Raw genomic sequence first — 23,528 nt, 5'->3', positions numbered from 1 at the left:
TTAATGTTTAATGTTTAATCCTTAATATTAAACAGGGCGTCGAGCGAGTCTTGCTCGCCTACCACCCAGATGATATCACCTGCGCGGAACTTACGATTTGGACTATAGGGGGAGAGGCTTTCCTTTCCCTCTTCAAGTCCTACCACCATACAACTGAAGCGATCGCGGATACGACTCTCGATGAGGGTCTGACCCACAAACGGACTATCGGTACCGATAATGAGTTGGCGCAACTTCATCTCGCGCATCTCTACATCTACATCGATACCCAGCACCTCGTTCTCGATGGCATCGCGGAAAGCGGTGAACTGCTGGTCGCTACCGATGACCTGGAGCACATCGCCTGGGAACAGGATGTTATAACCATCGGGGATGTTTATACGACGGCCTCCACGCAGAATACTACTAACATGCACACCATACTTGGTACCCAACTTGAGCTGTGCCAACGACTGCCCCATCCAAGTGGAGTTGAACGGCACCGTGAAATCGGCAATATGGATATCGCGATCGAGCAGCTTGCCCTCGTAGAGCGGACGTTTCTTGCCATGCACCTGGGCCTCGATATCGCGCGAACGCAGGTTCTGAATAAACAGGCGCTCGAGTGTGATGCTACGGTGCTTGGTACGGCGTGAGAGGATGATGAGCACGATGACTACAAAACCGATGGTAATCATCAAGGCATTGGTGAATCGGCTGAGGAAATTGCAGATGTAGAAGATAAAGCTGACGGCAATGAGGAAACGCACGAGGATGGTGAACAGCAATGGCAAACGGTTGCGATTGCTCTCGGCCCACAGGGCTTTCCACTCCTCGCTGTGATTCTTCTTCATGACCATGGCACGCAGGAAGGGTGCGATGAGGGCCACGGTGAGCACACCGGTGATGGCGTTGGCATACCAATGGAGCTCCCAGCCGGGCAGCATTTTGCGGGTTACGGGCAGCACAAAGGCAAACATCATGGCAATGGATGCCGACGAAAGGATGGAGTAAACAATGGTGTTGATGGTCATCTGCGTGAGCAGGCGTTTCCACTTGCTCTCCTCCTGACTATGCGTATTGCCCATGGCCAACTGGTTAAGCGACTTGATAAGCTTACCAGGCAGATGCTTCTCAAGTTTATTATAGGCTGGCGTGGCCAGACGAATCATGTAAGGAGTCAAGAAGGTAGTGATGACAGATACGGCTACCACCACGGGGTAAAGGAAATCGCCAATAACGCCAAGCGACAAACCTAACGAGGCGATGATGAACGAGAACTCACCAATCTGCGCCATCGAGAAACCACAACGCATGGCCGACTTGAGCGACTGGCCGCCTAACATAAACGAGATGGTGCCGAACAGGCTCTGCCCTACAATAATGGTGAGTACCAGGCAGAGAATAGGTATGGCATATTCGACCAGAATCTTTGGATCGACCAGCATACCTACCGACACGAAGAACACGGCACCGAAGAGGTTCTTAACAGGCTCGACGAGTTTCTCGATACGCTCGGCCTCGATGGTCTCGGCCAGGATGCTACCCATGATAAAGGCACCGAAAGCTGAGCTGAAACCAACCTTGGTTGAGAACACCGCCATGGCACAACACAAGCCTAAGGCTACGATGAGCAGCACCTCGTTATTGATGAGTCGGCGCACACGGCGCAGGTACAGCGGGATGGCAAAGATACCCACCACCAGCCATAGTATCAGGAAGAAACCGATACGCATGACCGACTGCAAAAGCTGTCCGCCACCCATATCAGAACCGCTGGCCAGGGCACTCAGCATCACCATCATGACAATGGCCAGGATATCCTCGAGTATGAGCACACTCATAACCATGCCCGCAAACTGCTGCTGGCGCAATCCGAGATCGTCGAAAGCTTTATAGATAATGGTGGTACTCGACATGGCGAGCATACCTCCAAGGAAGATGCAGTCCATCTTACCCCAACCGAACACATGGCCCACCACGATACCGAGCATCATCATACAGAAGATGATGGTGATGGCGGATATGACGGGCGAGGCGCCCATCTTAAGAATCTTCTTGAACGAGAAATCCAATCCCAACGAGAACAGCAGGAACATCACACCGATATCGGCCCACAGGTGTACGTTGGCCATATCAACAGCCGATGGCGTATAGGTCATGTTAGGACTAACCAGGAAACCTGCCACGATGTAGCCCAGCACAAGGGGCTGCTTTAAGCGTTTAAATATGAGCGTAACCACACCTGCCACCATCAAGATGAGTGCCAGATCTGCTATCATTGGGGGTAATTCAGCCATAAATTATCAATTGTCAATTATCAATTGTCAACTGTCTTAGTACCACTGCACAGCGTTTGAGTAACTTGAGCGCTTGTCGTACTTGAGCGCATCGGTAAGCGTTGACGCGTTACAGCGGAATGAGAAGTTATAACTAGTGTATGGTGCCAACACTACCGAGCACGACATATTGAAGCAATGGAGGTCGCGATTAAGTGAGGCCGTTGTCATAGATATCTTCTTATTATCGAAATCGTAACCAGATGAGAACGAGATGTTCCATCCGTCGCTGATGCGCAGGTTACCACTTACATTGAGGTTCTGACTAAACTTATAAGGATAGCGCATGGTGTTATAGTTGAACTTTGAGAGGGTCTGGTCCTCACGCATGGTTACACCATAACCGATACTCAAGCTCCAAGGCATCTGGAAGGCCATGTAGCCATCCTCGTCGGTCTCGGCTTTCGAACCGCTACCTTTACGATTAGCCCCATGCTTGGCTTTCTCCATATCCTTATCCACGTTCGACTCGAGGGTGTCGTCCCACTCGTCATCGTCGTTATCGTCGTTCTTACGTTCTTTCTTATCCACTTTCTCGCCACGTAAGCGCTTAAAGAAGTTGGCAATCTTCTCGTTGCTGAGGGTATAAGAAAGGTTCTGCGAGATGCCCTGGAAACGTCCGAGTTTACCCATACCCCAATAAGTCTTGTGTTCAGATACACGAGGTGTGGCACCAACGCTATCGGCCTCGTAAACATACGATGCGAACACAGCGTTGAGGTTCAGGGTATAGTTCTTAGAGAGTTTGAGTCGCAAACTGGTTGACAGGTCGCTCCAAGGACGGATATCGGCAGCAAAGTTATACGACATCGACATGCGGAACTCGTCGATGAGCGAAATCTTCTTAAAGCCTGTAGAGTCGTCGTCGCTCTTAACCTTCATTTCGAGGTTCTGCGAAAGGTCCATCGAGAGGCTACCGGTTTTACCCTTGCCAGGCACACCATAGGTACCAATCTGATAGGGTGAGTACTCAACCATGGTTACCTTACCATCGGCATCGGTTTTCTGATAGTAGTCGTAATAGCCATAGCGCGATGCACTGAAGTCAGGTGCATAGCTAAAGCTAACGGTTGGGGTAACCACGTGGCGGATAGCATTAATCTTATCGCCGAATATCTTACGGTTGGGCACCCACATACCGTAAAGCTTGGTAGAGGCGCCAACACTGAAGTTCCAGTTGTAAACGTTATAGAAACCGCTCAGGGTATCTACTACCTCGCGCTGAGCAGCGGCATCCCAGCCCTTGTGTACCTTACTGAAATAGGTACGGTCGGTAAAGTTGAACGATGGGTTGAGGTTGAGATAGCCGAACAGGGTAAAGTTACCGCTGATAGGTATATTGTGCTGCATGCCGTTCTTCCAGTCCTTTGAGAGCGACGAGTGCAGCAGTTTATCCTCTTTAGTGGTTATCTCGTTCTTGATCTGACCCGTGTACTGCATCGAGATTTTCTCGTACCAGCGCTCATTGCCTGCCCTCTTTTTGCGCTTGAAAGGATAGAAACGGGCGATTGAGATATTCAAATCGGGCAATGTGAGCGAGATAGTACTATCACGCATGTTCTGGTTTAAGTTGGTGGTTGAGCTCAATGTCATGCCGATGCTCGAGAACGTGGTGCTCCACGATACTGATGAGGTACGTGTTGACTGTGTGAGCGTTTGCGGATTGTACATCGAGGTAAGGTTATTGCGCTCGTAACTGCTAGTGGCAAAGTTTACGTTTGCCGAGAGCTGCGAGTAAGGGTTGGCCTTAGCATCCTGACGATGGCTCCATACTACCTTAAAGCTGGTTTGCTTAGAGTAGTCGGGCATATTCTTCTCGCCGTTGATGGTGTTCTGATAGCTGGCCATGAACGAACCGCTGTAGCGATAACGCTTGCGATAGTTAGAGGCTGCCGAGAGGCCCCACGAGCCCTTGGTATAGATTTCACCTATCAGCTTCAGGTCCATCTTATCGTTGATGGCAAAGTAGTAACCACCATCGCGCAGATAGAAACCACGCTCGGTCTCATCACCATAGGTAGGCATGATGAGTCCGCTTGAGTAGCTCTTGGTGAAGGGGAAGAATCCGTAAGGGATAGCCAATGGCAGAGGCACATCGGCCACAACCAGATAGGTAGGACCGAACACCACATCCTTACCAGGGCGCACCTTGGCACGCGACATGGCGAGGTAGAAATCGGGATGCGGATCGTCGCAAGTGGTATAACGACCGTGCTGCAGGAACATCTCGCCATCAGCACCGCGCTTCGACAGTTCGCTGGTAAGGAAGCCTTCTTCCTGCTGCGTATATACGCTCGAAATCAAACCTTTCTTGGTCTTGAAGTTAAAGGCCATGGTATCGCTCTGGTACTCATCGTTACCCATCTTGAAAACGGGGGTACCTTTGAGTCCGTTGGCTGTAGAATCGAAACTACCTGTGGCATGTACCAAACTGCTGTCAAGACTCATATAAATCTTGTCGCTCTGCAGGTCCATATTCTGATACTTCACCTTCGAGTCGCCATACAGATGTGCCAAACCCGAAGCTGCCTCGTATGTAAGCGAGTCCTCAGCCGAATACTCTACTGGTGAATCGATACCATTTTTGCGGCGCTTATTGATACTATCCTGCGCCAACGAATCGTCGATAGCTTTGTTGTGACGATATATGGCGAGCTGAATAGAGTCCATCTGAGTGGTATCGATGGTAGCCTTAATGGTGTCGAAGGCTGCTTTGATGGTATCCTTTACGATGCTATCTGTGGGAATACTATCATTGTTACCAGAGCCTTGCTGAACTCTGGAAACCATCTTCATGGGCACTTCCGCCATCACCAAAAGGATAACGAAAGCGAACACAATCAATACCGATTTTCTTTTCACGGGTGCAAAATTACAAATAATTCTGCGATTTTCGCCATAGATTAACAGAGATTATCACAAAAATTTTACTTTATTCGAACATATCCACCCATTTCAGGAACTTCTGCACGCCTTCGGCACCGAATTTCTCCAAACTCTGTGCTGTTTCTACTACCGAACGCTCGTGGGCTACATGCGACTTTGAATAGAACTTATCGGCATAGCACACCACCTGCTCTTCGAGTGTCTCAGGCTCGTAACTACGGTCGAGAGGCAATGGCAGATGCTGGCGCTCAATCTGTGTACGGGTAAGACCTGTACCGGTATGGCGTTCGCACACCAGCGCGTGGCGCAAAAAGCCCTCGTTGCGCAGTATCTCGCCACCTAAATAACCATGACAGATGTAAGGTTCGGTGCCTACACACTGGATACTGGGGGCATTACAACGAAAAATGCCGATATCGTGCAGCATGGCTGCCTCTTCCAAAAACTCGGTATCCAGACGTAGTTCGGGGTGCTGCTTGGCAATCTTCAAGCATCTATCCGCCACCTGACGAGAATGATGCATCAGCAAACGCTTAAGCTCATTATCCTCAGGATAATATTTATCAATAATCTTTTCGTAATCCATAGAAAAAAAATTTGGCACGGATGGAAATAATAAATTGGCACGGATTAACGCGGCTCTTTTATAAGAAACACTGCTTTTTCACTACAGCCGTGTCTTTAATAAAATTAAAGCCGTGTAAATCCGTGCCTAAAACATATCCGTGCCTAAAACTATATAAGTTTAAGCTTCGCGCTCAATCCAGGCGATGGTGTCGCCCTGACGAATGTTCTGACCAGGCTTAACGCTGATATCAACCAGCTTACCACCCATAGCGGCAGGGATTGATACAATCTCGCCCCACTTGGTCTGCAGATAACAGAAGGTGTCGCCCTCCTTGTACTTCTGACCGATGAATGGCTCAACGCATGGTGCCAGTACACCTTCGCCACCGAAGCCCCACAACAGCTGACCAGCCAGAGGAGCCTTTACAGCGTCGGCCTTAGCATGCTTGATAGCGTCGATCTCTTCCTGCGAAATCTTCTGACCACCACCCAGCTTGGCATCCTTAGCCTTCTGGATATCAGCCAAAAGCTGCTTCTTAGCCTGACCGCTCTTGAATGGACGGTACTGCTCAGGGTGCATAGCCAGCTCGAACAGTTCCTCGTCGTCCTGTCCGTAATCCCAACCGTTCTCGTCCATCTCCTTGCGGAAGGTATCGAGTGAGTTCTCCAACAGCGTGTGAGGATCGGCATCAGTGAACTTAAGACCCTTCTTCTCGGCCAGCTCAACCAGCTCGGGAGCGATTGTTCCGGGCACCTTACCGCTCTTACCAAGAATCATACCCCAGATGGCATCGTCCATCATCACGTAACGACCCTTACCCTGCTCCATGGTGAGGAGGTTCATCAGAGCGATATTCTTAGTGTACTGAGAGAATGGTGTTACCAATGGGGGATAACCTACCTTTGGCCATACGTACTCAACCTCGTTGAACAGCTTAACCAGCATATCGTCCATAGTGAGTGCGCTCTCACCCTTCTTCTCGCGTTCCTTATTAATCATCTTCTGGATAGGACCAAGATCGGCCATCATAGATCCCATCATACCACCAGGCAGACCGCAACCAAGCAACAGTGATGACATGTGCTTGTTAGCAGGGTTGATGAAGCAACCCAACCAGTCGTCGATAAACTCCTGAGTGAGTGTACGTGCCTGCATATAGGCGTTCATATCCAGATCGGCCACCTCGAAGCCCTCGTTCTTCAGCATAGAACGAACCGAGATGATATCTGGGTGAACCTTACCCCATGACAGAGGCTCGATAGCAGTATCGATTACATCGGCACCGTTGTTACAAACCTCGAGGATAGAAGCCATTGACAGTCCAGGACCTGAGTGACCGTGATACTGAATGATGATATCGGGGTGCTTGGTCTTGATAGCCTTGGTGAGCTGACCCAGCATAGCAGGCTGACCGATACCAGCCATATCCTTCAAACAGATCTCCTCGGCACCAGCAGCGATTACCTCATCAGCAATAGCAGCATAGTACTCAACGGTGTGAACCGGCGAAGTGGTGATACACAATGTAGCCTGAGGTGTCATGCCACCCTCCTTGGCCCACTTGATACTTGGAATGATATTACGGGTATCGTTTAATCCACAGAAGATACGAGTGATATCTACACCCTGAGCGTGCTTTACCTTATACATCAGTGCACGAACATCATCGGGTACAGGATACATACGGAGTGCGTTGAGACCGCGATCCAGCATGTGAGTCTTAATGCCAACCTCGTTGAAAGGCTTACAGAAAGCACGAACAGCCAGGTTAGGATTCTCACCTGCCATCAGGTTCACCTGCTCAAAGGCACCACCATTGGTTTCTACTCGGGCAAAACAGCCCATATCGATAATGGCGGGCGCAATGCGTTCCAGCTGGTCTTTACGAGGCTGGAATTTGCCTGAACTCTGCCACATGTCTCTGTAAACGAGACTGAATTGAATCTTCTTTTTTGCCATATTTTATAAGCTTATTTTCGAAATTTGAATGCAAATATAGCACTTTTTCTGCACATAGCGGCAAATATCCTACAAATTTTATAATTTTTAGTAGATACCTCCAGCCCCTTTCTCAAGGCAAAGCCTTTCGAATCCTCCATCACCCCCTAGCCCCCTCTTCATAAGATGGGGTCTCGACCTATTCTCCAAACCTCTTTCCCAATCCCTGGGAACGAGGCTTAAAATTGATTACGATAATCGGACATCCGGCCTCCGAGCCAGCGCTCGGCTTTGCCGCTACCGAGGGGACGCAAGAAAAGGACAGATAAAATTAAAATTTATCAAAAAACATTTGGAAATTTAGAAAATAGTGCATATATTTGCGGCAAGAAATAATAACCTAAAACAATTTGGAAGATGAAAACAAAACGATCTTATTATCTGATGCTCACTCTGATAATGGTAGCAGGGTTGAGTACCACATCATGTGTACAGAACGATAATCCTATCGTGGCCGACGTGTCGAGCGGTGTGCAATCCAACAAGGCTAAAGAGCCTACAATCGACCGGATGAGCGTGCTGGTGACAGCCGACGTACCCACTGCCGTGATTGGCACATTCGACGAGGGTACTACCGGTGCATCGTTCGTGAAGCGACTGCCTAAAACCACGGCCAGCATTGATGCCGACACCCGCATGGTGATACTGTCGGGTAGCATGTTCGACAACATGGATGCGTTAGACCCCGAGGTGATGAAGGCAGCAGTACGACTCACCATGGATGGTGGCTACATATGTCTCACTAACCCCACTAACGAGCAGGCCGGCGTGTTCGGACTGACCTATCTGCTGTCGCTGCTTGCACTCGAAGAGACCGACATAGAGCAGCTGTTTGACATTACCAGCGAAGAGGCCACCGAAGCGGCACAAAGCTCGCCACGCCTGGAGCGTATGAAGATGCGCATGGCCAACATGCAGCGTGTGGCCAGAACCAGAGCCGACGACGAGGACATGGACATGAATGCCCCCTTTGCCGAGGTGATCATCCTGGGATCGAACGACTACTTCATGCAGGAACCGTTTGAAGAGAACTTCACCTCGTACGTCAGTGAGAGCGACGAAAACGGTAACTCCACCGATCCACAAGTGGTGACCGGTAAGATGACACGTACAGCTGCCATCAGCGGTATGCTGGCCGATGCTGCTGCACAGTGGCTGAACGACACAGAGAAGAGCTACCAGCAGGCTGCTGCACGTCGCACCAAGACACGCGCCAGCGGCAGCTCGAACATCAACGAGCTGATGAATGCCAGCGAGACATTCACCTACAACGGTGATATCTGCTTTACCGACGATGATGCCTCGACAAGTCGGCGCTACAACCGCGTCAATATGAAGGTCAGCTCGTGGGGCGTACACAACATCGATGCCAACAAGGACTACTACTACCTGAAACAGAATGTCACTCTGTGCATGGGTGATCGCAATGGATCAAAGATCTTCTACCCCACACGAGGGGAGCACTATTGGTACACCGCTACCAACTTCGGCGAGTATAACCGCTGGTATGGGGCATTCCTCTCGAAGTACGCCACCTCGATGGATCTCACTGGTAGCGGCAGCATACACCTGGAGGCTGCAGCACCTAATACCGATAATAACTCGTCGACCACTACCGTCACCACGGGCACGTCGCACTCTACCACCGAGACGGTGGGTATCACCTGGGGTGCCAGCGGCGGAGCTAATGCCGCGGGGCCTATGGGCAGCTTTAGCGTTGGCGGCAGCTACTCGGTGGGTACTACCAATGGCTCGTCGTTCTCGGTGGGCATGTCGCAAACCACCAAGGAGCTGGGTGTGAAGAAGAATACGGTGGGTACGAAGGTGGCGTGGACCTATACGGGGGCACTGCCGCAGTATTACGAGAATGTAGGCGATTATATCTATTACTGTCATCAGACGCCTGCTGCCATCCTGGTGAACGATGCCGATGTGAGTCAGGAGATATGCTGGTCGGTGGATAATCCATCAGGACAGTATACCGTCAACATCACATCATCGCCACAGACAGCTGTGCTGGTGTATGTATATAAGAATGAGGACGGCTACAAGAATGCCCCACGCAAATATGTATACAACAATGATGCCGATGCCACCTATACGCACAACCTGTTGGAGCCTAACCGCGCCATGCAGTCGTGGCGCATGTACATCACCATCGATGAGTGGGTATCTTCGCCTATCGCGGGTGCGCAGGGCGAGTTGGAGTCGAACATCCGCAATGCCTTCCCCGACCTCTATGCCAGCACCTTCAGGATAGCCGACAAGACGGCTACCAGTCTGAATACCATCGGCTATATCGTCAAGGCATCGAAGGAAATCATGACTAATAATGTCGACATCCTGCAGAGCTACGCCAGGTCGTGGGGCATCAAGAAGTTCACCATCCACTGGCGTTGTGACGATCGTAATGTTACAACCCGTGAGGGTCTTACCATCATTGCGAACTAAGAGTGTATTTCATAAAAAACATCAGCGAGGGTCACGGGGTGGCTCTCGCTGAATGTTTTACGAACGATTTTTCACAAAAAAGATTGTAGAGAAAAAGAAAGTAATCCCAAAAACATTCCGCACGAGGAGGTATTTAGAGGAATTATATTTTTTTGAAGCGATATTGAGTCTCTGATTGCGGAGCAATCTGAGCAACGAAATACGAAATGCTGTTTGAGCGCAGCGAGTTCATTGAGTGCTTTGAAAAAATATGGTTCCGGCCTCCGAGCCAGGACGTTTTTGGGACTACTTTCTTTTTCGACCCACGCGAGGACTACTTAAACGTATGGTTCATCAGTCTTTGTTCGGCGAGGGTTTCGAATTTGGTGCCGGGGCGACCGTAGTTGGCGTAGGGGTAAATGCTGATACCACCACGGGGAGTGAAAAGACCGATTACCTCGATGTACTTGGGATCCATGAGACGAACCAAGTCCTTCATAATCACATTCACACAATCCTCGTGGAAATCACCATGGTTACGGAAGCTGAACAGATAGAGCTTCAAACTCTTACTCTCTACCATCTTCTCACCAGGAATATACATGATCTTGATCTCTGCAAAATCAGGCTGACCTGTGATAGGACACAACGATGTAAACTCAGGACAGTTGAACTGTACCCAGTAATCATTCTCAGGATGCTTGTTCATAAAAGTCTCAAGCACCTCGGGTGCATAATCGCTCTTGTACTCAGTCTTCTTACCGAGTGCCTGCAAACCTTCTACTTCTCTGTTCATAATACATTAAACATTAAAGATTAAACATTAAACATTCTTGGCGATGCCAAGCGGCAAAGCCGAGCGAAACATTAAACATTAAAGTTCCTTGACCTTGAAGATGTTGTACGTTACATCCTTGTCGAACACATCCTCGTGGTCGTGCTTCTTGGTAAAGTTTACCACACGGATGGTTACAGGAAGTGCAATGATTTCGTAAACCGTCTTCAGTGTTACCTGTGTGATAACCAGCGATGGCATCTCCTCCCAGGGGATAACACCACCCAGCGCCAGGGGGAAGAAGATGATTGAGTCGGTAAGCTCACCCCAGACAGTACTCATCACGGCACGTGCCGAGAAATTCTTACCGTTCGAGCTCAACTTCATTTTACTCATCACGTAGGCATTCATAAACGATCCTGCCAGGAACGCCAGGAACGATGCACCGGCGATACGAGGCGCCAATCCGAAAATCTGATGGAATCCCTCCTCACCATGCCAGTACGAGGCACCAGGAATCCAGTCGGCGATGGCACCAAACACCACAAACATAAAGTTCATGGCAAAGCCCAGCCAGATGAGCAGACGCGTACGACGGTATCCCCACACCTCGCAAACCACATCGTTGATGATGTAACTTACGGGGAACACAATGAGTCCAGCCGTCATGTTAGCAGGTCCAAACGAAATCTGTTTTGTCTCCAATACGTTTGCCGTAATCAGGCACACGCAAAACAGTATGCCGTAAAACATAAACAGCACACTGATCCTCTGATTGTCTTTTAATTTTTCCATATTTCTTGTTTTTTTAAAGGGGGTGTTCAAGTACCCCTGTTATCCATTACAACAGATACAGCAACCAACCCATGTAACCCATAAAGGTAAGTATCAGTACCCATCCCTCGCGGCGCGATACAAAATACTTGGTGATTGCGAATATCCACATCAGTCCAATACTAATCAGCATCATCATCAGATCAACGATGGTGATACCCATAATACGCATGGGGTGAACCACCGAAGTGATGCCGAGAATAAGCAGAATATTAAACACATTCGAGCCGATGACATTTCCGATAGCCATGGCCGAACGACCCTTGTAAGCAGCCACCACGCTGGTAGCCAACTCGGGTAGCGACGTACCGCCAGCCACGATGGTAAGACCTACCACACTCTGACGGATACCGAAACGATAAGCCACATAAGTAGCACCGTTTACAAAGATATGACTGCCCACGATTAAGCAGCCCAGTCCGAGACCAATCCAGAACAGGTTACGCCACAGGTGCGTATAATCCTTCTTGGGCTTTTCGCGCTCCACACCCAGCTCCTCGTCAAGGAAATCCAACTTTCCGTCTTTTGCAGCCATCTGGAAGGTGTAAACCATAAAGGCCACAAAGCCGATGAGCAGGATGATACCATCCGAACGACTGATTTCGTTACCCCACAGGTGTACAGAGCCCATATCGTCGGCACACAGCATAAAGAGCAGCAACGAAGCACCGATGGCAAAGGGGATATCCTTCTTAACCGTGTTGGGTGCCACAGCGATTGGTGCTACTGCAGCCGAACAACCCACAATGAGCAGGGTGTTGAAGATGTTAGAACCTATCACATTACCTACGGCCAGATCGGGTGTACCCTTCAGGGCCGACATCAGACTCACAAACAGCTCGGGCGCCGAAGTGCCGGCAGCTACGATGGTTAGACCTATCACGATTTCGGGCACACGCATGTCGCGGGCCAGCTTTGAAGCTCCATCCGTCATACGATCGGCTCCCCAGATAACGAGGATGAGACCTACGACGATCAGTCCGATGTTAAATAATGTCATAGTTTTCTCGGTTTTTATTCCATGTCGCTGATAAACGCATCCAGACTGCGACGATCCTTCTTGGTGGGACGACCGGTACCACGGGCACGATCCACAAAACCACTGATACGCGTCATCTCCAGCAGTTCGTACTGCTCGGGAGCCGTCACATTCTCGTAGATTTCGGGCAGGAGTTTTGCTCCTACGCGCTGTTCGATAGTCTTCAGAATACGGAACGAGTAGGTAATGGGCGGTTTGCGCACACTTACAGTCTCGCCTACCTTTACCATACGCGAGGGTTTTACGTTCACCCCAGCGATGGTAACGCGACCGTTCTTACAGGCGTCGGCTGCTATAGAGCGGGTCTTAAAGATACGCGATGCCCAAAGCCACTTGTCAATTCTTGCTTCTTCCATAAACTATTTCTTGCCCAGTTTGTTAAACTGGTTCATAGTAATATCAATACCAGCCAATACAAAGCTCTTGATAATTTCGCAAGCAGTATCGATGCTTGGTGCGAGGGTTTTCATATCCTCCTCGTCGTACTTGCCGAGCACCCAATCCACCTGCATGCCACGTGGAAAATCGTTGCCGATGCCCATACGCAGGCGCGCATAATTCTGTCCGATGAGCTGCTGAATATGGCCCAATCCATTATGTCCACCATTAGAGCCACCAGCCTTCAAGCGGAAAGCGCCGAGGGGCAGAGCCACATCGTCGCTGATAACCAGCAGTCGGCTCTGTTCGATATTTTCCTTATTCAACCAGTAACGAACGGCATTACCGCTCAGGTTCATGTAGGTGGATGGTTTGAGCAGGATAACTTTACGGCCCTTCAGCGATGTTTCGGCCACAAAACCATAGCGCTTATCATCAAAATGAATATTGGATGCCTTAGCAAAAGCATCCAATACCATAAAGCCTGTATTGTGGCGGGTGTTCTCGTACTCGTCGCCGATATTTCCCAAGCCTACAATCAAGTACTTATCCATTCGCTAACGAATTAGATAATTACTCAGCTGCAGCAGCAGCAGCAGAACGAGAAGCACGTGTAGCCTTAACTGAGCATACTACAACCTGAGCAGGAGTAGCGATCTGCAGACCATCGAAGTTCAGCTCAGCTACCTTGATAGCCTTACCGAGCTTGAGCTCTGTAACGTCTACATTCAGAACCTCAGGAATCTGCTTGTAAGGAGCTGTTACGTTCAGTGTGCGAACAGCCTGGCTCAGACGACCACCATCACGAACACCCTGAGCGTGACCAACGAGCTTAACAGGAATACCAATTGTGATAGGCTTCTCATCGTTAACCTCATAGAAGTCAACATGCAGCAGAGCATCTGTTGTGGGGTGGAACTGGAGCTCCTTCATTACAGCCTTGTGAGCCTCACCATCGATAGTCAGGTTTACAACATAAACATCGGGTGAATAAACAACACGACGGAGCTGTGAAGCAGGAATAGCAAATGACAGTGATACGGGCAGACCGTTCTCACCCTTTGCCTCACCGTACATGTTACAAGGTACAAGACCCTCCTTACGCATTTCCTTGCTGGCCTTCTTACCAGTTGTGGCACGCTTCTGGCCACTTACGCTAATTTCTTTCATAAATGTGTTACTCTAAATTAAGTTTAAAAAATTACGTTTTGCTTAATTCGCCATCACACGAATCTCGGCACGAAGCCGAAAAAGCGGTGCAAAGGTACTACTTTTTTTGATACCAACCAAATATTTGGCTAAAAAACCTCAATTTTCTGTATTTTTCTTGCTTATTCCGACCTTTTTTACTAATTTTGCAGCCGATTTAAACGAAAAGTTTATATATATAATAGGTATAATAATAAAAAACATCAAGTGAGATGATTAACAGAGAAATTATCAGAATTAAGATTGTTCAGTTAACCTACGCCTACTATCAAAACGGTAACAAGAACATCGACACGGCTGAAAAAGAGTTATTTTTCAGTCTCTCGAAAGCTTATGACCTCTACAACTACATGCTGGCCCTGATGGTGGCCGTAAATAAAGAAGCAAGCCGCCGTATGGAGGTGATGGTACAGCGTGCCAAGCGTGAAGGCACACCCGAGCCATCGCAGCGTTTTGTATTGAACCGTTTTGCCATTCAGTTGGCCGAGAATAAGCAGCTTAACGACTTTATCAGCACCCAGAAGAGCGGTTGGGACGAGAATGCCGCATTTGTAGCATCGCTGCTCGAGAAGATTGAGCAGAGCGAGGTTTATCAGGATTACATGAATAACCCCGAGGATAACTACGATGTGGACCGTGAGTTCTGGCGCAAGATATATCGCACCCTGATTCAGGACAACGACGAGCTCGACGCTATCCTGGAGGACCAGAGCCTGTACTGGAACGACGATAAGACCATCGTTGATACATTTGTACTGAAGACCATCAAGCGTTTCGACGAGGCTAACGGCCCCAAGCAGGATTTGTTGCCCGAGTGGGACAGCGAGGAGGAGAAGGATTTTGCGCGCAAGGTGTTCCGTGCAGCTATTATGAATGCCGACGAGTACCAGCGCTACATGAGCGAGGCTTCGCGTAACTGGGATTTCTCACGTCTGGCTTACATGGATATCATCCTGATGCAGATTGCCATCGCCGAGATGATGACCCTGCCCAACGTGCCCATCAGCGTAACCATCAACGAGTATGTTGAGATTGCCAAGTTCTACTCTACCCCAAAGAGTGCCGGCTACATCAACGGTATGCTGGATGGTATCGCCCGCAACCTGGTTGAGAGCGGCCGCCTGGCTAAGTTCATCGAACCTAAGAAGGAGAGAGAATATAAACCCAAAAAACAAATTATAACAAAGAAACATGACTAATTTTGTACTCGCTGCACAGGCAGCACAGAACGGTGGCGGCATGAGCATGATTATCATGATGGTAGCCATATTTGCTATCATGTGGTTCTTCATGATCCGCCCACAGCAGAAGAAACAGAAGGAAATCCAGAAGTTCCAGAACGAACTTACGGAAGGTACCGAGGTAGTTACCGGTGGTGGTATCCACGGCACAGTTAAGAGCATCGACCTGGCTAAGAACACAGTCGACATCAAGATTGCTCGCGACGTGGTTGTTACTGTCGAGAAGACATCGGTTTACAAAGATATGGCAAGCACTCTGCAGAGCAAGTAAATGAAGAAGTTCTTCGGAAGAATCATACAGATATTGCGCACGCTCCTTTTTAGCAAGACTAATAAGGAGCTGCTGATTTTTGTGTTCTTCCTGGCACTTTCGGGCATCTTCTGGCTGCAAACCACACTTAACGAGGTGTACGAGCGCGAGTTTGCCATCCCCGTGTCGGTAGTAGGTATTCCGAAGAATGCCGTGCTTACCAGCGACGAGACCGACACGGTGCGCGTAACCATCCGCGACAAGGGCATCACACTCCTTACTTATATGTATGGCGACATACTGCGTAAGGTAAATGTGAACTTTAAGAACTACTCGCACGGCAACGGTACTGGTGTGATTACACAGCAGGAGCTGCAGAAGCTGGTTTACCAGCAGCTGGCCAACGGATCGCGCATCACGGCTATGAAACCCGAGAAGCTGGAGTTCTATTACAACTACGGCGACAAGAAAACGGTGCCCGTACGCTGGAGCGGACGTGTAATTCCCGAGGAGCTGTTCTTTATTTCGCGTGTGGCTTACAGTCCCGATAGCGTTACCATCTACGCTTCGCCCGAAAAGCTGGATAGCATCAACGTGGTTTACACCGAGCAGCTTAACTACGCCAACTTCCGCGATACGCTGCGTGCTAACTGCGAACTGGCCAAGATTAAGGGCGTAAAGATGATACCCGACCATGTGCGTGTAACCTTCTGCACCGACGTACTTACCGAGGAGAGCATCGAGGGTGTACCCATCAAGGCCATCAATCTGCCTAAGGGTAAATCTATCCGCACATTCCCATCGCGCGTAAATGTAACATTCGTAACGGGTGTCAGCGTGTACCGAAATCTTAAGCCAACCGACTTCTACGTAGTGGCCGACTACAACGAGATTAAGGACCACCCGCAGGAAAAGTGCCACATTTATCTTAAGAGCGTGCCACGCGGCATTTCCAGAGCACGTTTGGAAACCAGCATGGTTGACTATCTGATCGAATCCGGCGAAGAATGAAAGTAGGTATTACGGGCGGCATTGGTAGTGGTAAAAGCTACGTGTGCCGCGTGCTGAAAGAGCAGGGCATCGAAGTTTTCGACTGCGACAGCGAGGCCAAACGCCTGATGCGTAACTCGCCTGAACTGCGCCAGCAACTTACAGCGCTGATTGGTCCCGAAACCTATACTCCCGAAGGCATACTGAATAAGGCCGCTGTGGCCAAATTCCTACTGGCATCGCCCAGCAATGCCAAGGCCATCGACGCCATCGTACACCCTGCCGTATTCGAGGCTTTCCGCCAAAGCGGGTTGGACTACATGGAGAGTGCCATCCTGTTCGAGAGCGGAGCCAATGTTCTGGTAGATAAGGTGATAGTGGTGATAGCCCCCAAGGAGATTCGTCTGCAGCGTGTGATGGAGCGCGACGGTATCAGTCGCGAACAGGCGCTGCAATGGATGAACCGCCAACTGCCACAGCAGGAGGTGATACGTAAGGCCGACTTTGTGCTGATTAACGATGGAGAAGCTGATATAGATAATCAAATTAATAAAATAATAAAACAATGCAACAAACCATTTTAGCTATTGCCGGCAAGCCCGGTTTATACAAGCTTGTTACCCGTGGTAACAACAATCTGATTGTAGAGGCTCTGGATGCTACTCACAAGCGCATGCCTGCCTTCGCAACCGATCGCATCACATCACTTGGCGATATCGCCATGTTTACCGAGACTGATGATGTGCCCCTGACAGATGTTCTCGACAACCTGAAGAAGCTGGAGAACGGTAAGCGTGCCAGCATCAACGAGAAGAAGGCCTCGTCAGCCGAGCTGCGCGAGTACTTTACAAAGGTACTGCCCGAGTGGGATCAGGATCGTGTAAAGGATAGCCACATCAAGAAGCTCATCACTTGGTACAACATCCTTATCGAGGCCGGTATCACCGACTTCAAGGACGCCGAGCCCGAGAGCGCTGAGTAATTTATTTTCTTTTAGGCACGGATTAACACGGCTTTTTTTTATAAAAAAGAACACGGCTTTAGCATTGCAACTAGAGCCGTGTTTTTAATTTATTAAAGCCGCGTAAATCCGTGCCTAAAAAAAATCCGAGTAATCCGTGCCTAAATCTTCTTTGCTTCGAAGGTTTGTTTGATTTTCTGTTCGCGGTGCTCTACGCGCACTTCGATACCAAACTTTTCGTGGATATGCTCGGCCAAGTGCTGCGCCGAATACACCGAACGGTGCTGACCACCTGTACATCCAAACGAGAACATCAGAGACGTGAATCCACGCTGGATGTAACGGCGCACATGCGCATCGGCCAACTTATAAACCGAATCCAGGAACGTTAGTATCTCACCATCATCCTCCAGGAATCGTATTACCGGTTCATCCAGTCCCGTCAACTTCTTATACGGCTCATAACGGCCGGGGTTGTGCGTGCTACGGCAGTCGAACACATAACCACCACCGTTACCGCTCTCGTCCTCAGGTATGCCGTTGCGATACGAGAAGCTGAACACCTTAACCACCAGCGGTCCCTGCGCATCGTACTTCGAGAACGTAGCCGGTCCGTCCTGTGGATGGGCCTTATAAGGGTTCAAATCAGTCGTCTTATAACCATCGGCACGACTGGCCACCGTCTCAATCTGCTGGAACTGTGGCAGCTCTGTCAGCTTCTGCAGAATCTCCATCAAGTATGGATAATGCCAAGGCGTGCTGCTTGCCAACAACTCGCGCAGGTTCTGTATGGCAGGTGGAATGCTCTCAATAAAATGCTTTTTCTGCTCAAAATAGCCGCGGAATCCGTAAGCACCCAGCACCTGCAAGGTACGGAACAGCACAAACAGCGACAGACGATTTACAAAGTGGCGCACCGTGGGCACCTCGATGTAATTCTTCAGCGAGTTGTAGTATTCATATACCAGTTCACGGCGCAGCTTGTGTGGATACTTAGCCGAGGCCTGCCACAAAAACGAAGCCACATCGTAGTAAAACGGACCTTTTCGGCCGCCTTGGTAATCAATAAACCAAGGGTTACCATCGTGATCCAGCATCACGTTGCGAGCCTGGAAGTCGCGATACAGAAACGAGTCGCTCTGTTCCGAAGTCAGGTCCTTTGCCATCAGTCGAAAGTCGGCCTCCAGCTTCAGCTCGTGGAAATCAATCTCCGTAGCCTTCAGGAAACAGTACTTAAAGTAGTTCAGGTCGAACAGCACACTATCCACATCAAACTCAGCCTGTGGATAGCAGTTGTCGAATTCAAGGTCGCGTGCGCCCAGAATCTGCATTTTAGGCAGTTCGCGAATGGTGCGTCTCAGCAGTTCTTGTTCTTTCAGGGTATAACGTCCGCCCGCTTCGCGACCACCACGGATGGCGTCGAAAAGCGACATGCTACCCAAGTCGGTTTGCAGGTAACGCAGCTGGTCGTCGCTGGCAGCCAGAATCTTTGGCACCGGCATCTGCAGACGCGAAAAATGCTTGGTAAGATAGATAAACGCATGGTCCTCGTCGCGACTGGTACCTATCACGCCTATCACACTCTGTCCCTGCTGGTCGGTCAAACGGAAGTAAGTGCGGTTACTACCGCCCCCGGGAATCTGCTGAACATTAGCCGGCTCAGCTCCCCTCCACTCTGTATATAAATCGATAAGTTTCTGCATAACGCCTGCAAAGTTACGAATAAGCGAGCAAAAATCCAAATATATTTGAGATTTTTCGAGCGGGAGTACCTTCAAGAAGGGCACAAAAAGGTACGAAAAATATCAACAAAAGACGAGGGGTTCGCAGCATCACGCGGCGAGCCCCTCTAACCAATAATATTAACCTGTGATTATCTATACTTCCCAACCGATGGCTGAGGCACCGAGAACGGCTGCACTTGCGCCATCGAGACCTGAAACGAGGAACTTGGCCTTGTTCTTGAAGATCTTAAGAACGTGGGCATCGTAAGCCTCGCGGATAGGTTTCATAATCAGCTCGCCGGCCTTAACCATACCACCAAAGAAGATGAATGCCTCGGGTGATGAGAAGGCAGCGAAATCGGCACAAGCCTCGCCAAGCATCTTACCTGTAAACTCGTAGATGTCCTTAGCCAGCTCGTCGCCCTTACCGGCAGCGATTGATACATCGAGCGATGTGATATCCTCGGGGTTCATATCGCGCAGCAGTGATGGACGGTCGGTCTTAGCCAGCATCTCACGAGCTGTACGAGCCACACCAGTAGCCGAGCAGTAGCACTCCAAGCAGCCTGTACGACCGCATCCGCAAGCGCGACCTTCCTCGCCACGAACCATTGTTACGTGACCCAGCTCGCCAGCAAAACCATCGTGACCGTAAAGCAGCTGACCGTTAACAACAATACCCGAACCTACACCGGTACCAAGAGTGATAACAATGAAGTTCTTCATGCCACGAGCCACACCGTAAACCATCTCGCCGATAGCAGCGGCATTAGCATCGTTGGTAAGGGCTACGGGAATGCCTAATGCATCGCTGAACAGCTTAGCCAGGGGCACTACACCATTGTGGGCCCAAGGCAGATTAGGAGCAAACTCGATTGTGCCGTTATAATAGTTGCCGTTAGGAGCACCAACACCCATGGCCTTGATTTTCTCGATACCACCAACCTGCTCGATGATAGGCTGCAAAGCCTCGACCGATGCGGCCACGTAATCATCTACATTACTGTAACCACCAGTTTTGATGGCAGTTGTGGCCTTGATATCGCCACGGGCATCAACAATACCAAATACCGAATTGGTACCTCCTAAGTCTAAGCCAATAACGTAAGGCTTAATTTCTGCGTTCTGTTCGTTCATAATTATAATAAGTTTATTAGTCTATATTAATATCGTATTTTGATTTCAAGGCACAAAATTACTAAAAAATTCGGCATAACACTTGACTTTTTACGGAAATTAACCATTATTTTATAAAAGAATGACTAAAATCAGCCGTAAGCGGAAATTTTTTCGTAACTTTGCACCCGTTATGCCAATTCATATACCAATAAATATATTAGACTTCATCTTCAAGGGGATGTTGATCGGTGTGATTGCCAGCGCACCGATGGGACCGGTAGGTATTCTGTGCGTGCAGCGCACACTGAATAAGGGCCGCTGGTTTGGCTTTGCCACTGGCATAGGTGCCGCTGTGAGCGACATTATCTATGCGGCATTTGCTGGCTTCGGAATGTCGTTTGTGATGGATTTTATCACCAACGATCAGAACAGATTCTATCTGCAGATAGCGGGTAGCATATTGCTACTGTGTTTCGGCTGGTACACCTACCATACCGACCCCACACAGAAAATGCACCAGAGCGGTAAGCAGCAGGGCACACTGTGGTACAACACGTGGACGGCCTTTCTGGTTACATTCTCTAATCCACTCATCATCTTCCTGTTCCTGGCCATGTATGCCCAGTTTGCGTTTGTGCTGCCCAACCATCCGTTCGAGATGATTGTGGGTTTTGCCAGCATTGTAGCAGGCGCGCTGCTGTGGTGGTGGGGACTGACATGGCTGGTAGATCAGATACGCACTAAGTTTGATACTAACGGTATCAAGATCATCAACAAAGTAATTGGCGTGGCAGTAATCGTGGGCAGTATCATTATGCTGCTCGGACTAACCACCAACCTGGTAAGATTTTTTTAGCATAAAATATGTTTATAGCAAACGAACTTAGAAAAACCAACATTGCCGAGTATCTGCTGTATATGTGGCAGATGGAAGACACGGTGCGAGCATTCGACTGCTCGCTGCAACGCATCAAGCGCGAGTATATTGAGCGCTTTGATTACAACGACGAACAGAAGGAGGAAGAGACCGACTGGTTTGGCAACCTGATACGCATGATGAATCAGGAGGGATGCCGCGAGCAGGGACACCTGCAGATTAACAAGGTTACCATGCAGATGCTGATTGAGCTGCACCAGCAGCTGTTACAGAGCAGCAAATTCCCCTTTTACAACACGGCTTACTACAAAGTGCTGCCCTTTATCGTAGAGCTGCGCAACCGTGGTGCCAACAAGGAGGAGAACGAGATTGAGACATGTTTTAACTCGCTGTACGGTGTGATGTTGCTGCGCCTGCAGAAGAAGGACATTTCGCCCGACACAGCACATGCCGTAAAGGAGATAACAACTTTTATCGGCATGCTCTCAGATTATTATAAAAAGGACAAAGAAGAAGGATTGAAATTTGAATAATTATTAGGCACGGATTTACACGGCTTTTAATAAAAAGACACGGCTGGCTGCGCAAAAAAAAGCAGTGTTTCTCTAAAAGAGAGCCGCGTAAATCCGTGCCAAGAAAAAAAATAGAGCGTCATGAGGATATTGATAACCGGATGTAACGGACAGTTAGGAAACGAGATGCAGCTGCTGGAAAAGGAAAACCAGCAGCATACCTATTTTAATACGGATGTGGCTGAGTTGGATATTACCGACGAGGAAGCCATCAACCGATTTGTAACTGACAACGAGATTGACGGTATTGTGAACTGCGCCGCCTACACTGCCGTGGACAAGGCTGAGGAGAACCAGGAGCTGTGCCACAAGCTGAACGCCACCGCCCCAGGATTGCTGGCCAAAGCCATCGAGAAGCGTGGTGGATGGATGATTCAGATTTCTACCGACTATGTGTTCGACGGCACCAATCACCGCCCTTATACCGAGGACGAAAGTGTATGTCCTAACAGCACTTACGGTCGCACCAAGCTGGAAGGCGAGCAGGAGGTAACCAATGGTTGCAAGCGCTCGATGATTATCCGCACGGCATGGTTGTACTCTACATTCGGCAATAACTTTGTAAAGACGATGATTCGTTTGGGTAAGGAGAAGTCCGAGCTGGGTGTTATCTTCGACCAGATAGGTACACCTACCTATGCACGCGACTTGGCTGTGGCCATCTTTGCCGCCATCAATCAGGGCATCGTGCCAGGCATTTATCACTTCAGCAACGAGGGTGTTATCTCGTGGTACGACTTTACCAAGGCCATCCACCGCATTGCCGGTATCAACACTTGCCATGTGCGCCCCCTGCACACCAGCGAGTACCCTACTCCCGCCGCCCGTCCGCACTACAGCGTGCTCGACAAAACAAAAATAAAGCAGACCTACAACATCGAAATCCCCTACTGGGAAGAAAGCCTAGCCGAGTGCATCGCTCTTTTAGGCACGGATTAACACGGTTTTTTTAAAAAAAAGGACACGGCTATGTTATACGAAGATTTATCAAAGAAAATTGTACATGCTGCTCATCTCGTACACGATGAGTTAAAATTTGGTTTCCTCGAGGCCGTGTATGGTAACGCTTTGTATAAAGAGCTTAGTAGAATGGGCCTGAAGTGTGAATGTCAAAAACCATTAGATGTTTACTATAAAGGCGATAAAGTTGGGCACTATGTTGCCGACATGGTAGTTGAAGATAAGATTATTATAGAATTAAAGGCTGTAACTGATTTACGACCAGAGCATGAATGGCAGCTAATAAACTACTTGGCAGCCACCCATATGGAGTTGGGACTATTGATCAATTTTGGTCGCTCAGTGAAAGTTAGACGTAAGATATTAACAAAAGAAGGGCAAACGGACGAAGAATAAGCC

The 23,528-nt window shown here is 49.2% G+C and carries 22 protein-coding genes; 10 read left to right on the top strand and 12 right to left on the bottom strand.

Translation table 11 applies throughout. The features are described 5' to 3' along the window. Positions 1 to 14: 14 nt before the first annotated feature. From BLR73_RS09325 to BLR73_RS09310, 4 genes are all read right to left on the bottom strand, one after another. Entirely contained in the window at positions 15 to 2,279 is a 2,265-nt protein-coding gene (locus BLR73_RS09325) for a cation:proton antiporter (RefSeq protein WP_091861402.1), read from the bottom strand. 36 nt (positions 2,280 to 2,315) lie between these two features. Then, on the bottom strand, positions 2,316 to 5,129 hold the full coding sequence (locus tag BLR73_RS09320; RefSeq protein ID WP_369821149.1) for a putative LPS assembly protein LptD: 2,814 nt from the start codon (positions 5,127 to 5,129) through the stop codon (positions 2,316 to 2,318). 121 nt (positions 5,130 to 5,250) lie between these two features. Then, positions 5,251 to 5,790 (bottom strand): HD domain-containing protein, encoded by a 540-nt coding sequence (locus BLR73_RS09315; protein WP_091861399.1) that lies wholly within the window; start codon positions 5,788 to 5,790, stop codon positions 5,251 to 5,253. 159 nt (positions 5,791 to 5,949) lie between these two features. After that, complete coding sequence (locus BLR73_RS09310; RefSeq protein ID WP_091861397.1) at positions 5,950 to 7,731, bottom strand: oxaloacetate decarboxylase; 1,782 nt, start codon at positions 7,729 to 7,731, stop codon at positions 5,950 to 5,952. Between the two features lie 396 nt (positions 7,732 to 8,127). Between BLR73_RS09310 and BLR73_RS09305 the strand changes: the two genes are divergently transcribed. After that, positions 8,128 to 10,221 carry a hypothetical protein gene (locus tag BLR73_RS09305; RefSeq protein ID WP_091861394.1) on the top strand — a complete coding sequence of 698 codons (2,094 nt, stop codon included), beginning with the start codon at positions 8,128 to 8,130 and terminating at the stop codon, positions 10,219 to 10,221. Positions 10,222 to 10,534: 313 nt separating this feature from the next. Here BLR73_RS09305 and queF read toward each other — a convergent pair whose 3' ends face one another. The 6 genes from queF to BLR73_RS09275 all read right to left on the bottom strand — a co-directional run bounded on the left by queF (position 10,535) and on the right by BLR73_RS09275 (position 14,396). Next, positions 10,535 to 10,996 (bottom strand): preQ(1) synthase, encoded by a 462-nt coding sequence (queF, locus tag BLR73_RS09300; RefSeq protein WP_028907401.1) that lies wholly within the window; start codon positions 10,994 to 10,996, stop codon positions 10,535 to 10,537. A gap of 78 nt (positions 10,997 to 11,074) precedes the next feature. Further along, complete coding sequence (locus BLR73_RS09295; protein ID WP_013064422.1) at positions 11,075 to 11,770, bottom strand: queuosine precursor transporter; 696 nt, start codon at positions 11,768 to 11,770, stop codon at positions 11,075 to 11,077. A 46-nt stretch (positions 11,771 to 11,816) separates the two neighbouring features. Continuing rightward, positions 11,817 to 12,809 carry a calcium/sodium antiporter gene (locus BLR73_RS09290; protein ID WP_091861391.1) on the bottom strand — a complete coding sequence of 331 codons (993 nt, stop codon included), beginning with the start codon at positions 12,807 to 12,809 and terminating at the stop codon, positions 11,817 to 11,819. 14 nt (positions 12,810 to 12,823) lie between these two features. After that, positions 12,824 to 13,204: an RNA-binding S4 domain-containing protein gene (locus BLR73_RS09285; RefSeq protein ID WP_073045558.1), complete on the bottom strand. Its 381-nt coding sequence runs from the start codon at positions 13,202 to 13,204 to the stop codon at positions 12,824 to 12,826. Positions 13,205 to 13,207: 3 nt separating this feature from the next. Then, positions 13,208 to 13,780: an aminoacyl-tRNA hydrolase gene (pth, locus tag BLR73_RS09280; protein WP_028907404.1), complete on the bottom strand. Its 573-nt coding sequence runs from the start codon at positions 13,778 to 13,780 to the stop codon at positions 13,208 to 13,210. 19 nt (positions 13,781 to 13,799) lie between these two features. Beyond that, positions 13,800 to 14,396, bottom strand: a complete 597-nt coding sequence (locus BLR73_RS09275; RefSeq protein ID WP_033149391.1) for a 50S ribosomal protein L25/general stress protein Ctc — start codon at positions 14,394 to 14,396, stop codon at positions 13,800 to 13,802. Positions 14,397 to 14,647: 251 nt separating this feature from the next. Here BLR73_RS09275 and nusB point away from each other — a divergent pair, with 251 nt between their 5' ends. The 5 genes from nusB to BLR73_RS09250 are packed head-to-tail and all read left to right on the top strand — an operon-like array spanning position 14,648 to position 17,898. Further along, positions 14,648 to 15,634: a transcription antitermination factor NusB gene (gene nusB, locus BLR73_RS09270; protein ID WP_052173252.1), complete on the top strand. Its 987-nt coding sequence runs from the start codon at positions 14,648 to 14,650 to the stop codon at positions 15,632 to 15,634. Beyond that, a complete protein-coding gene (gene yajC, locus BLR73_RS09265; RefSeq protein ID WP_091861389.1) occupies positions 15,627 to 15,947 on the top strand; it encodes a preprotein translocase subunit YajC in 321 nt (106 codons plus the stop codon). Before nusB ends, yajC begins: the two co-directional genes overlap by 8 nt. Further along, the gene (locus tag BLR73_RS09260) at positions 15,948 to 16,937 is read left to right on the top strand and encodes a YbbR-like domain-containing protein (protein WP_091861386.1); all 990 of its coding nucleotides are present in this window, start codon (positions 15,948 to 15,950) and stop codon (positions 16,935 to 16,937) included. It abuts the gene before it with no gap. After that, positions 16,934 to 17,500 carry a dephospho-CoA kinase gene (coaE, locus tag BLR73_RS09255; RefSeq protein ID WP_091861383.1) on the top strand — a complete coding sequence of 189 codons (567 nt, stop codon included), beginning with the start codon at positions 16,934 to 16,936 and terminating at the stop codon, positions 17,498 to 17,500. Before BLR73_RS09260 ends, coaE begins: the two co-directional genes overlap by 4 nt. Further along, positions 17,482 to 17,898 (top strand): DUF5606 family protein, encoded by a 417-nt coding sequence (locus BLR73_RS09250; protein WP_013064694.1) that lies wholly within the window; start codon positions 17,482 to 17,484, stop codon positions 17,896 to 17,898. Before coaE ends, BLR73_RS09250 begins: the two co-directional genes overlap by 19 nt. A gap of 140 nt (positions 17,899 to 18,038) precedes the next feature. Here the strand turns inward: BLR73_RS09250 and BLR73_RS09245 are convergent, their stop codons facing one another. Both BLR73_RS09245 and BLR73_RS09240 read right to left on the bottom strand, forming a co-directional pair. Then, positions 18,039 to 19,580, bottom strand: a complete 1,542-nt coding sequence (locus BLR73_RS09245; protein WP_091861382.1) for a RapZ C-terminal domain-containing protein — start codon at positions 19,578 to 19,580, stop codon at positions 18,039 to 18,041. Positions 19,581 to 19,754: 174 nt separating this feature from the next. Further along, entirely contained in the window at positions 19,755 to 20,738 is a 984-nt protein-coding gene (locus BLR73_RS09240) for an ROK family protein (protein ID WP_091861379.1), read from the bottom strand. 172 nt (positions 20,739 to 20,910) lie between these two features. Here BLR73_RS09240 and BLR73_RS09235 point away from each other — a divergent pair, with 172 nt between their 5' ends. The 4 genes from BLR73_RS09235 (at position 20,911) to BLR73_RS09220 (ending at position 23,525) form a co-directional block, all read left to right on the top strand. Further along, the gene (locus BLR73_RS09235; RefSeq protein WP_033149387.1) at positions 20,911 to 21,576 is read left to right on the top strand and encodes a LysE family translocator; all 666 of its coding nucleotides are present in this window, start codon (positions 20,911 to 20,913) and stop codon (positions 21,574 to 21,576) included. A gap of 8 nt (positions 21,577 to 21,584) precedes the next feature. Next, complete coding sequence (locus BLR73_RS09230) at positions 21,585 to 22,130, top strand: DUF4924 family protein (protein ID WP_013064904.1); 546 nt, start codon at positions 21,585 to 21,587, stop codon at positions 22,128 to 22,130. Positions 22,131 to 22,250: 120 nt separating this feature from the next. Then, positions 22,251 to 23,108: a dTDP-4-dehydrorhamnose reductase gene (gene rfbD, locus BLR73_RS09225; protein WP_091861376.1), complete on the top strand. Its 858-nt coding sequence runs from the start codon at positions 22,251 to 22,253 to the stop codon at positions 23,106 to 23,108. A gap of 30 nt (positions 23,109 to 23,138) precedes the next feature. After that, entirely contained in the window at positions 23,139 to 23,525 is a 387-nt protein-coding gene (locus tag BLR73_RS09220) for a GxxExxY protein (RefSeq protein ID WP_033149385.1), read from the top strand. The last annotated feature ends 3 nt before the right edge of the window (positions 23,526 to 23,528 follow it).

The sequence above is a fragment of the Prevotella sp. khp1 genome, assembly GCF_900102205.1.
GTDB classification, from domain to species: Bacteria; Bacteroidota; Bacteroidia; order Bacteroidales; family Bacteroidaceae; genus Prevotella; species Prevotella ruminicola.
This window is presented reverse-complemented; position numbering and strand designations above follow the sequence as displayed.

Coding starts and splice junctions, on each gene's coding strand:
- BLR73_RS09325 (WP_091861402.1), bottom strand. CDS start 2,279: ATGGCTGAATTACCCCCAATGATAGCAGATCTGGCACTCATCTTGATG.
- BLR73_RS09320 (WP_369821149.1), bottom strand. CDS start 5,129: ATGGCGGAAGTGCCCATGAAGATGGTTTCCAGAGTTCAGCAAGGCTCT.
- BLR73_RS09315 (WP_091861399.1), bottom strand. CDS start 5,790: ATGGATTACGAAAAGATTATTGATAAATATTATCCTGAGGATAATGAG.
- BLR73_RS09310 (WP_091861397.1), bottom strand. CDS start 7,731: ATGGCAAAAAAGAAGATTCAATTCAGTCTCGTTTACAGAGACATGTGG.
- BLR73_RS09305 (WP_091861394.1), top strand. CDS start 8,128: ATGAAAACAAAACGATCTTATTATCTGATGCTCACTCTGATAATGGTA.
- queF (WP_028907401.1), bottom strand. CDS start 10,996: ATGAACAGAGAAGTAGAAGGTTTGCAGGCACTCGGTAAGAAGACTGAG.
- BLR73_RS09295 (WP_013064422.1), bottom strand. CDS start 11,770: ATGGAAAAATTAAAAGACAATCAGAGGATCAGTGTGCTGTTTATGTTT.
- BLR73_RS09290 (WP_091861391.1), bottom strand. CDS start 12,809: ATGACATTATTTAACATCGGACTGATCGTCGTAGGTCTCATCCTCGTT.
- BLR73_RS09285 (WP_073045558.1), bottom strand. CDS start 13,204: ATGGAAGAAGCAAGAATTGACAAGTGGCTTTGGGCATCGCGTATCTTT.
- pth (WP_028907404.1), bottom strand. CDS start 13,780: ATGGATAAGTACTTGATTGTAGGCTTGGGAAATATCGGCGACGAGTAC.
- BLR73_RS09275 (WP_033149391.1), bottom strand. CDS start 14,396: ATGAAAGAAATTAGCGTAAGTGGCCAGAAGCGTGCCACAACTGGTAAG.
- nusB (WP_052173252.1), top strand. CDS start 14,648: ATGATTAACAGAGAAATTATCAGAATTAAGATTGTTCAGTTAACCTAC.
- yajC (WP_091861389.1), top strand. CDS start 15,627: ATGACTAATTTTGTACTCGCTGCACAGGCAGCACAGAACGGTGGCGGC.
- BLR73_RS09260 (WP_091861386.1), top strand. CDS start 15,948: ATGAAGAAGTTCTTCGGAAGAATCATACAGATATTGCGCACGCTCCTT.
- coaE (WP_091861383.1), top strand. CDS start 16,934: ATGAAAGTAGGTATTACGGGCGGCATTGGTAGTGGTAAAAGCTACGTG.
- BLR73_RS09250 (WP_013064694.1), top strand. CDS start 17,482: ATGCAACAAACCATTTTAGCTATTGCCGGCAAGCCCGGTTTATACAAG.
- BLR73_RS09245 (WP_091861382.1), bottom strand. CDS start 19,580: ATGCAGAAACTTATCGATTTATATACAGAGTGGAGGGGAGCTGAGCCG.
- BLR73_RS09240 (WP_091861379.1), bottom strand. CDS start 20,738: ATGAACGAACAGAACGCAGAAATTAAGCCTTACGTTATTGGCTTAGAC.
- BLR73_RS09235 (WP_033149387.1), top strand. CDS start 20,911: ATGCCAATTCATATACCAATAAATATATTAGACTTCATCTTCAAGGGG.
- BLR73_RS09230 (WP_013064904.1), top strand. CDS start 21,585: ATGTTTATAGCAAACGAACTTAGAAAAACCAACATTGCCGAGTATCTG.
- rfbD (WP_091861376.1), top strand. CDS start 22,251: ATGAGGATATTGATAACCGGATGTAACGGACAGTTAGGAAACGAGATG.
- BLR73_RS09220 (WP_033149385.1), top strand. CDS start 23,139: ATGTTATACGAAGATTTATCAAAGAAAATTGTACATGCTGCTCATCTC.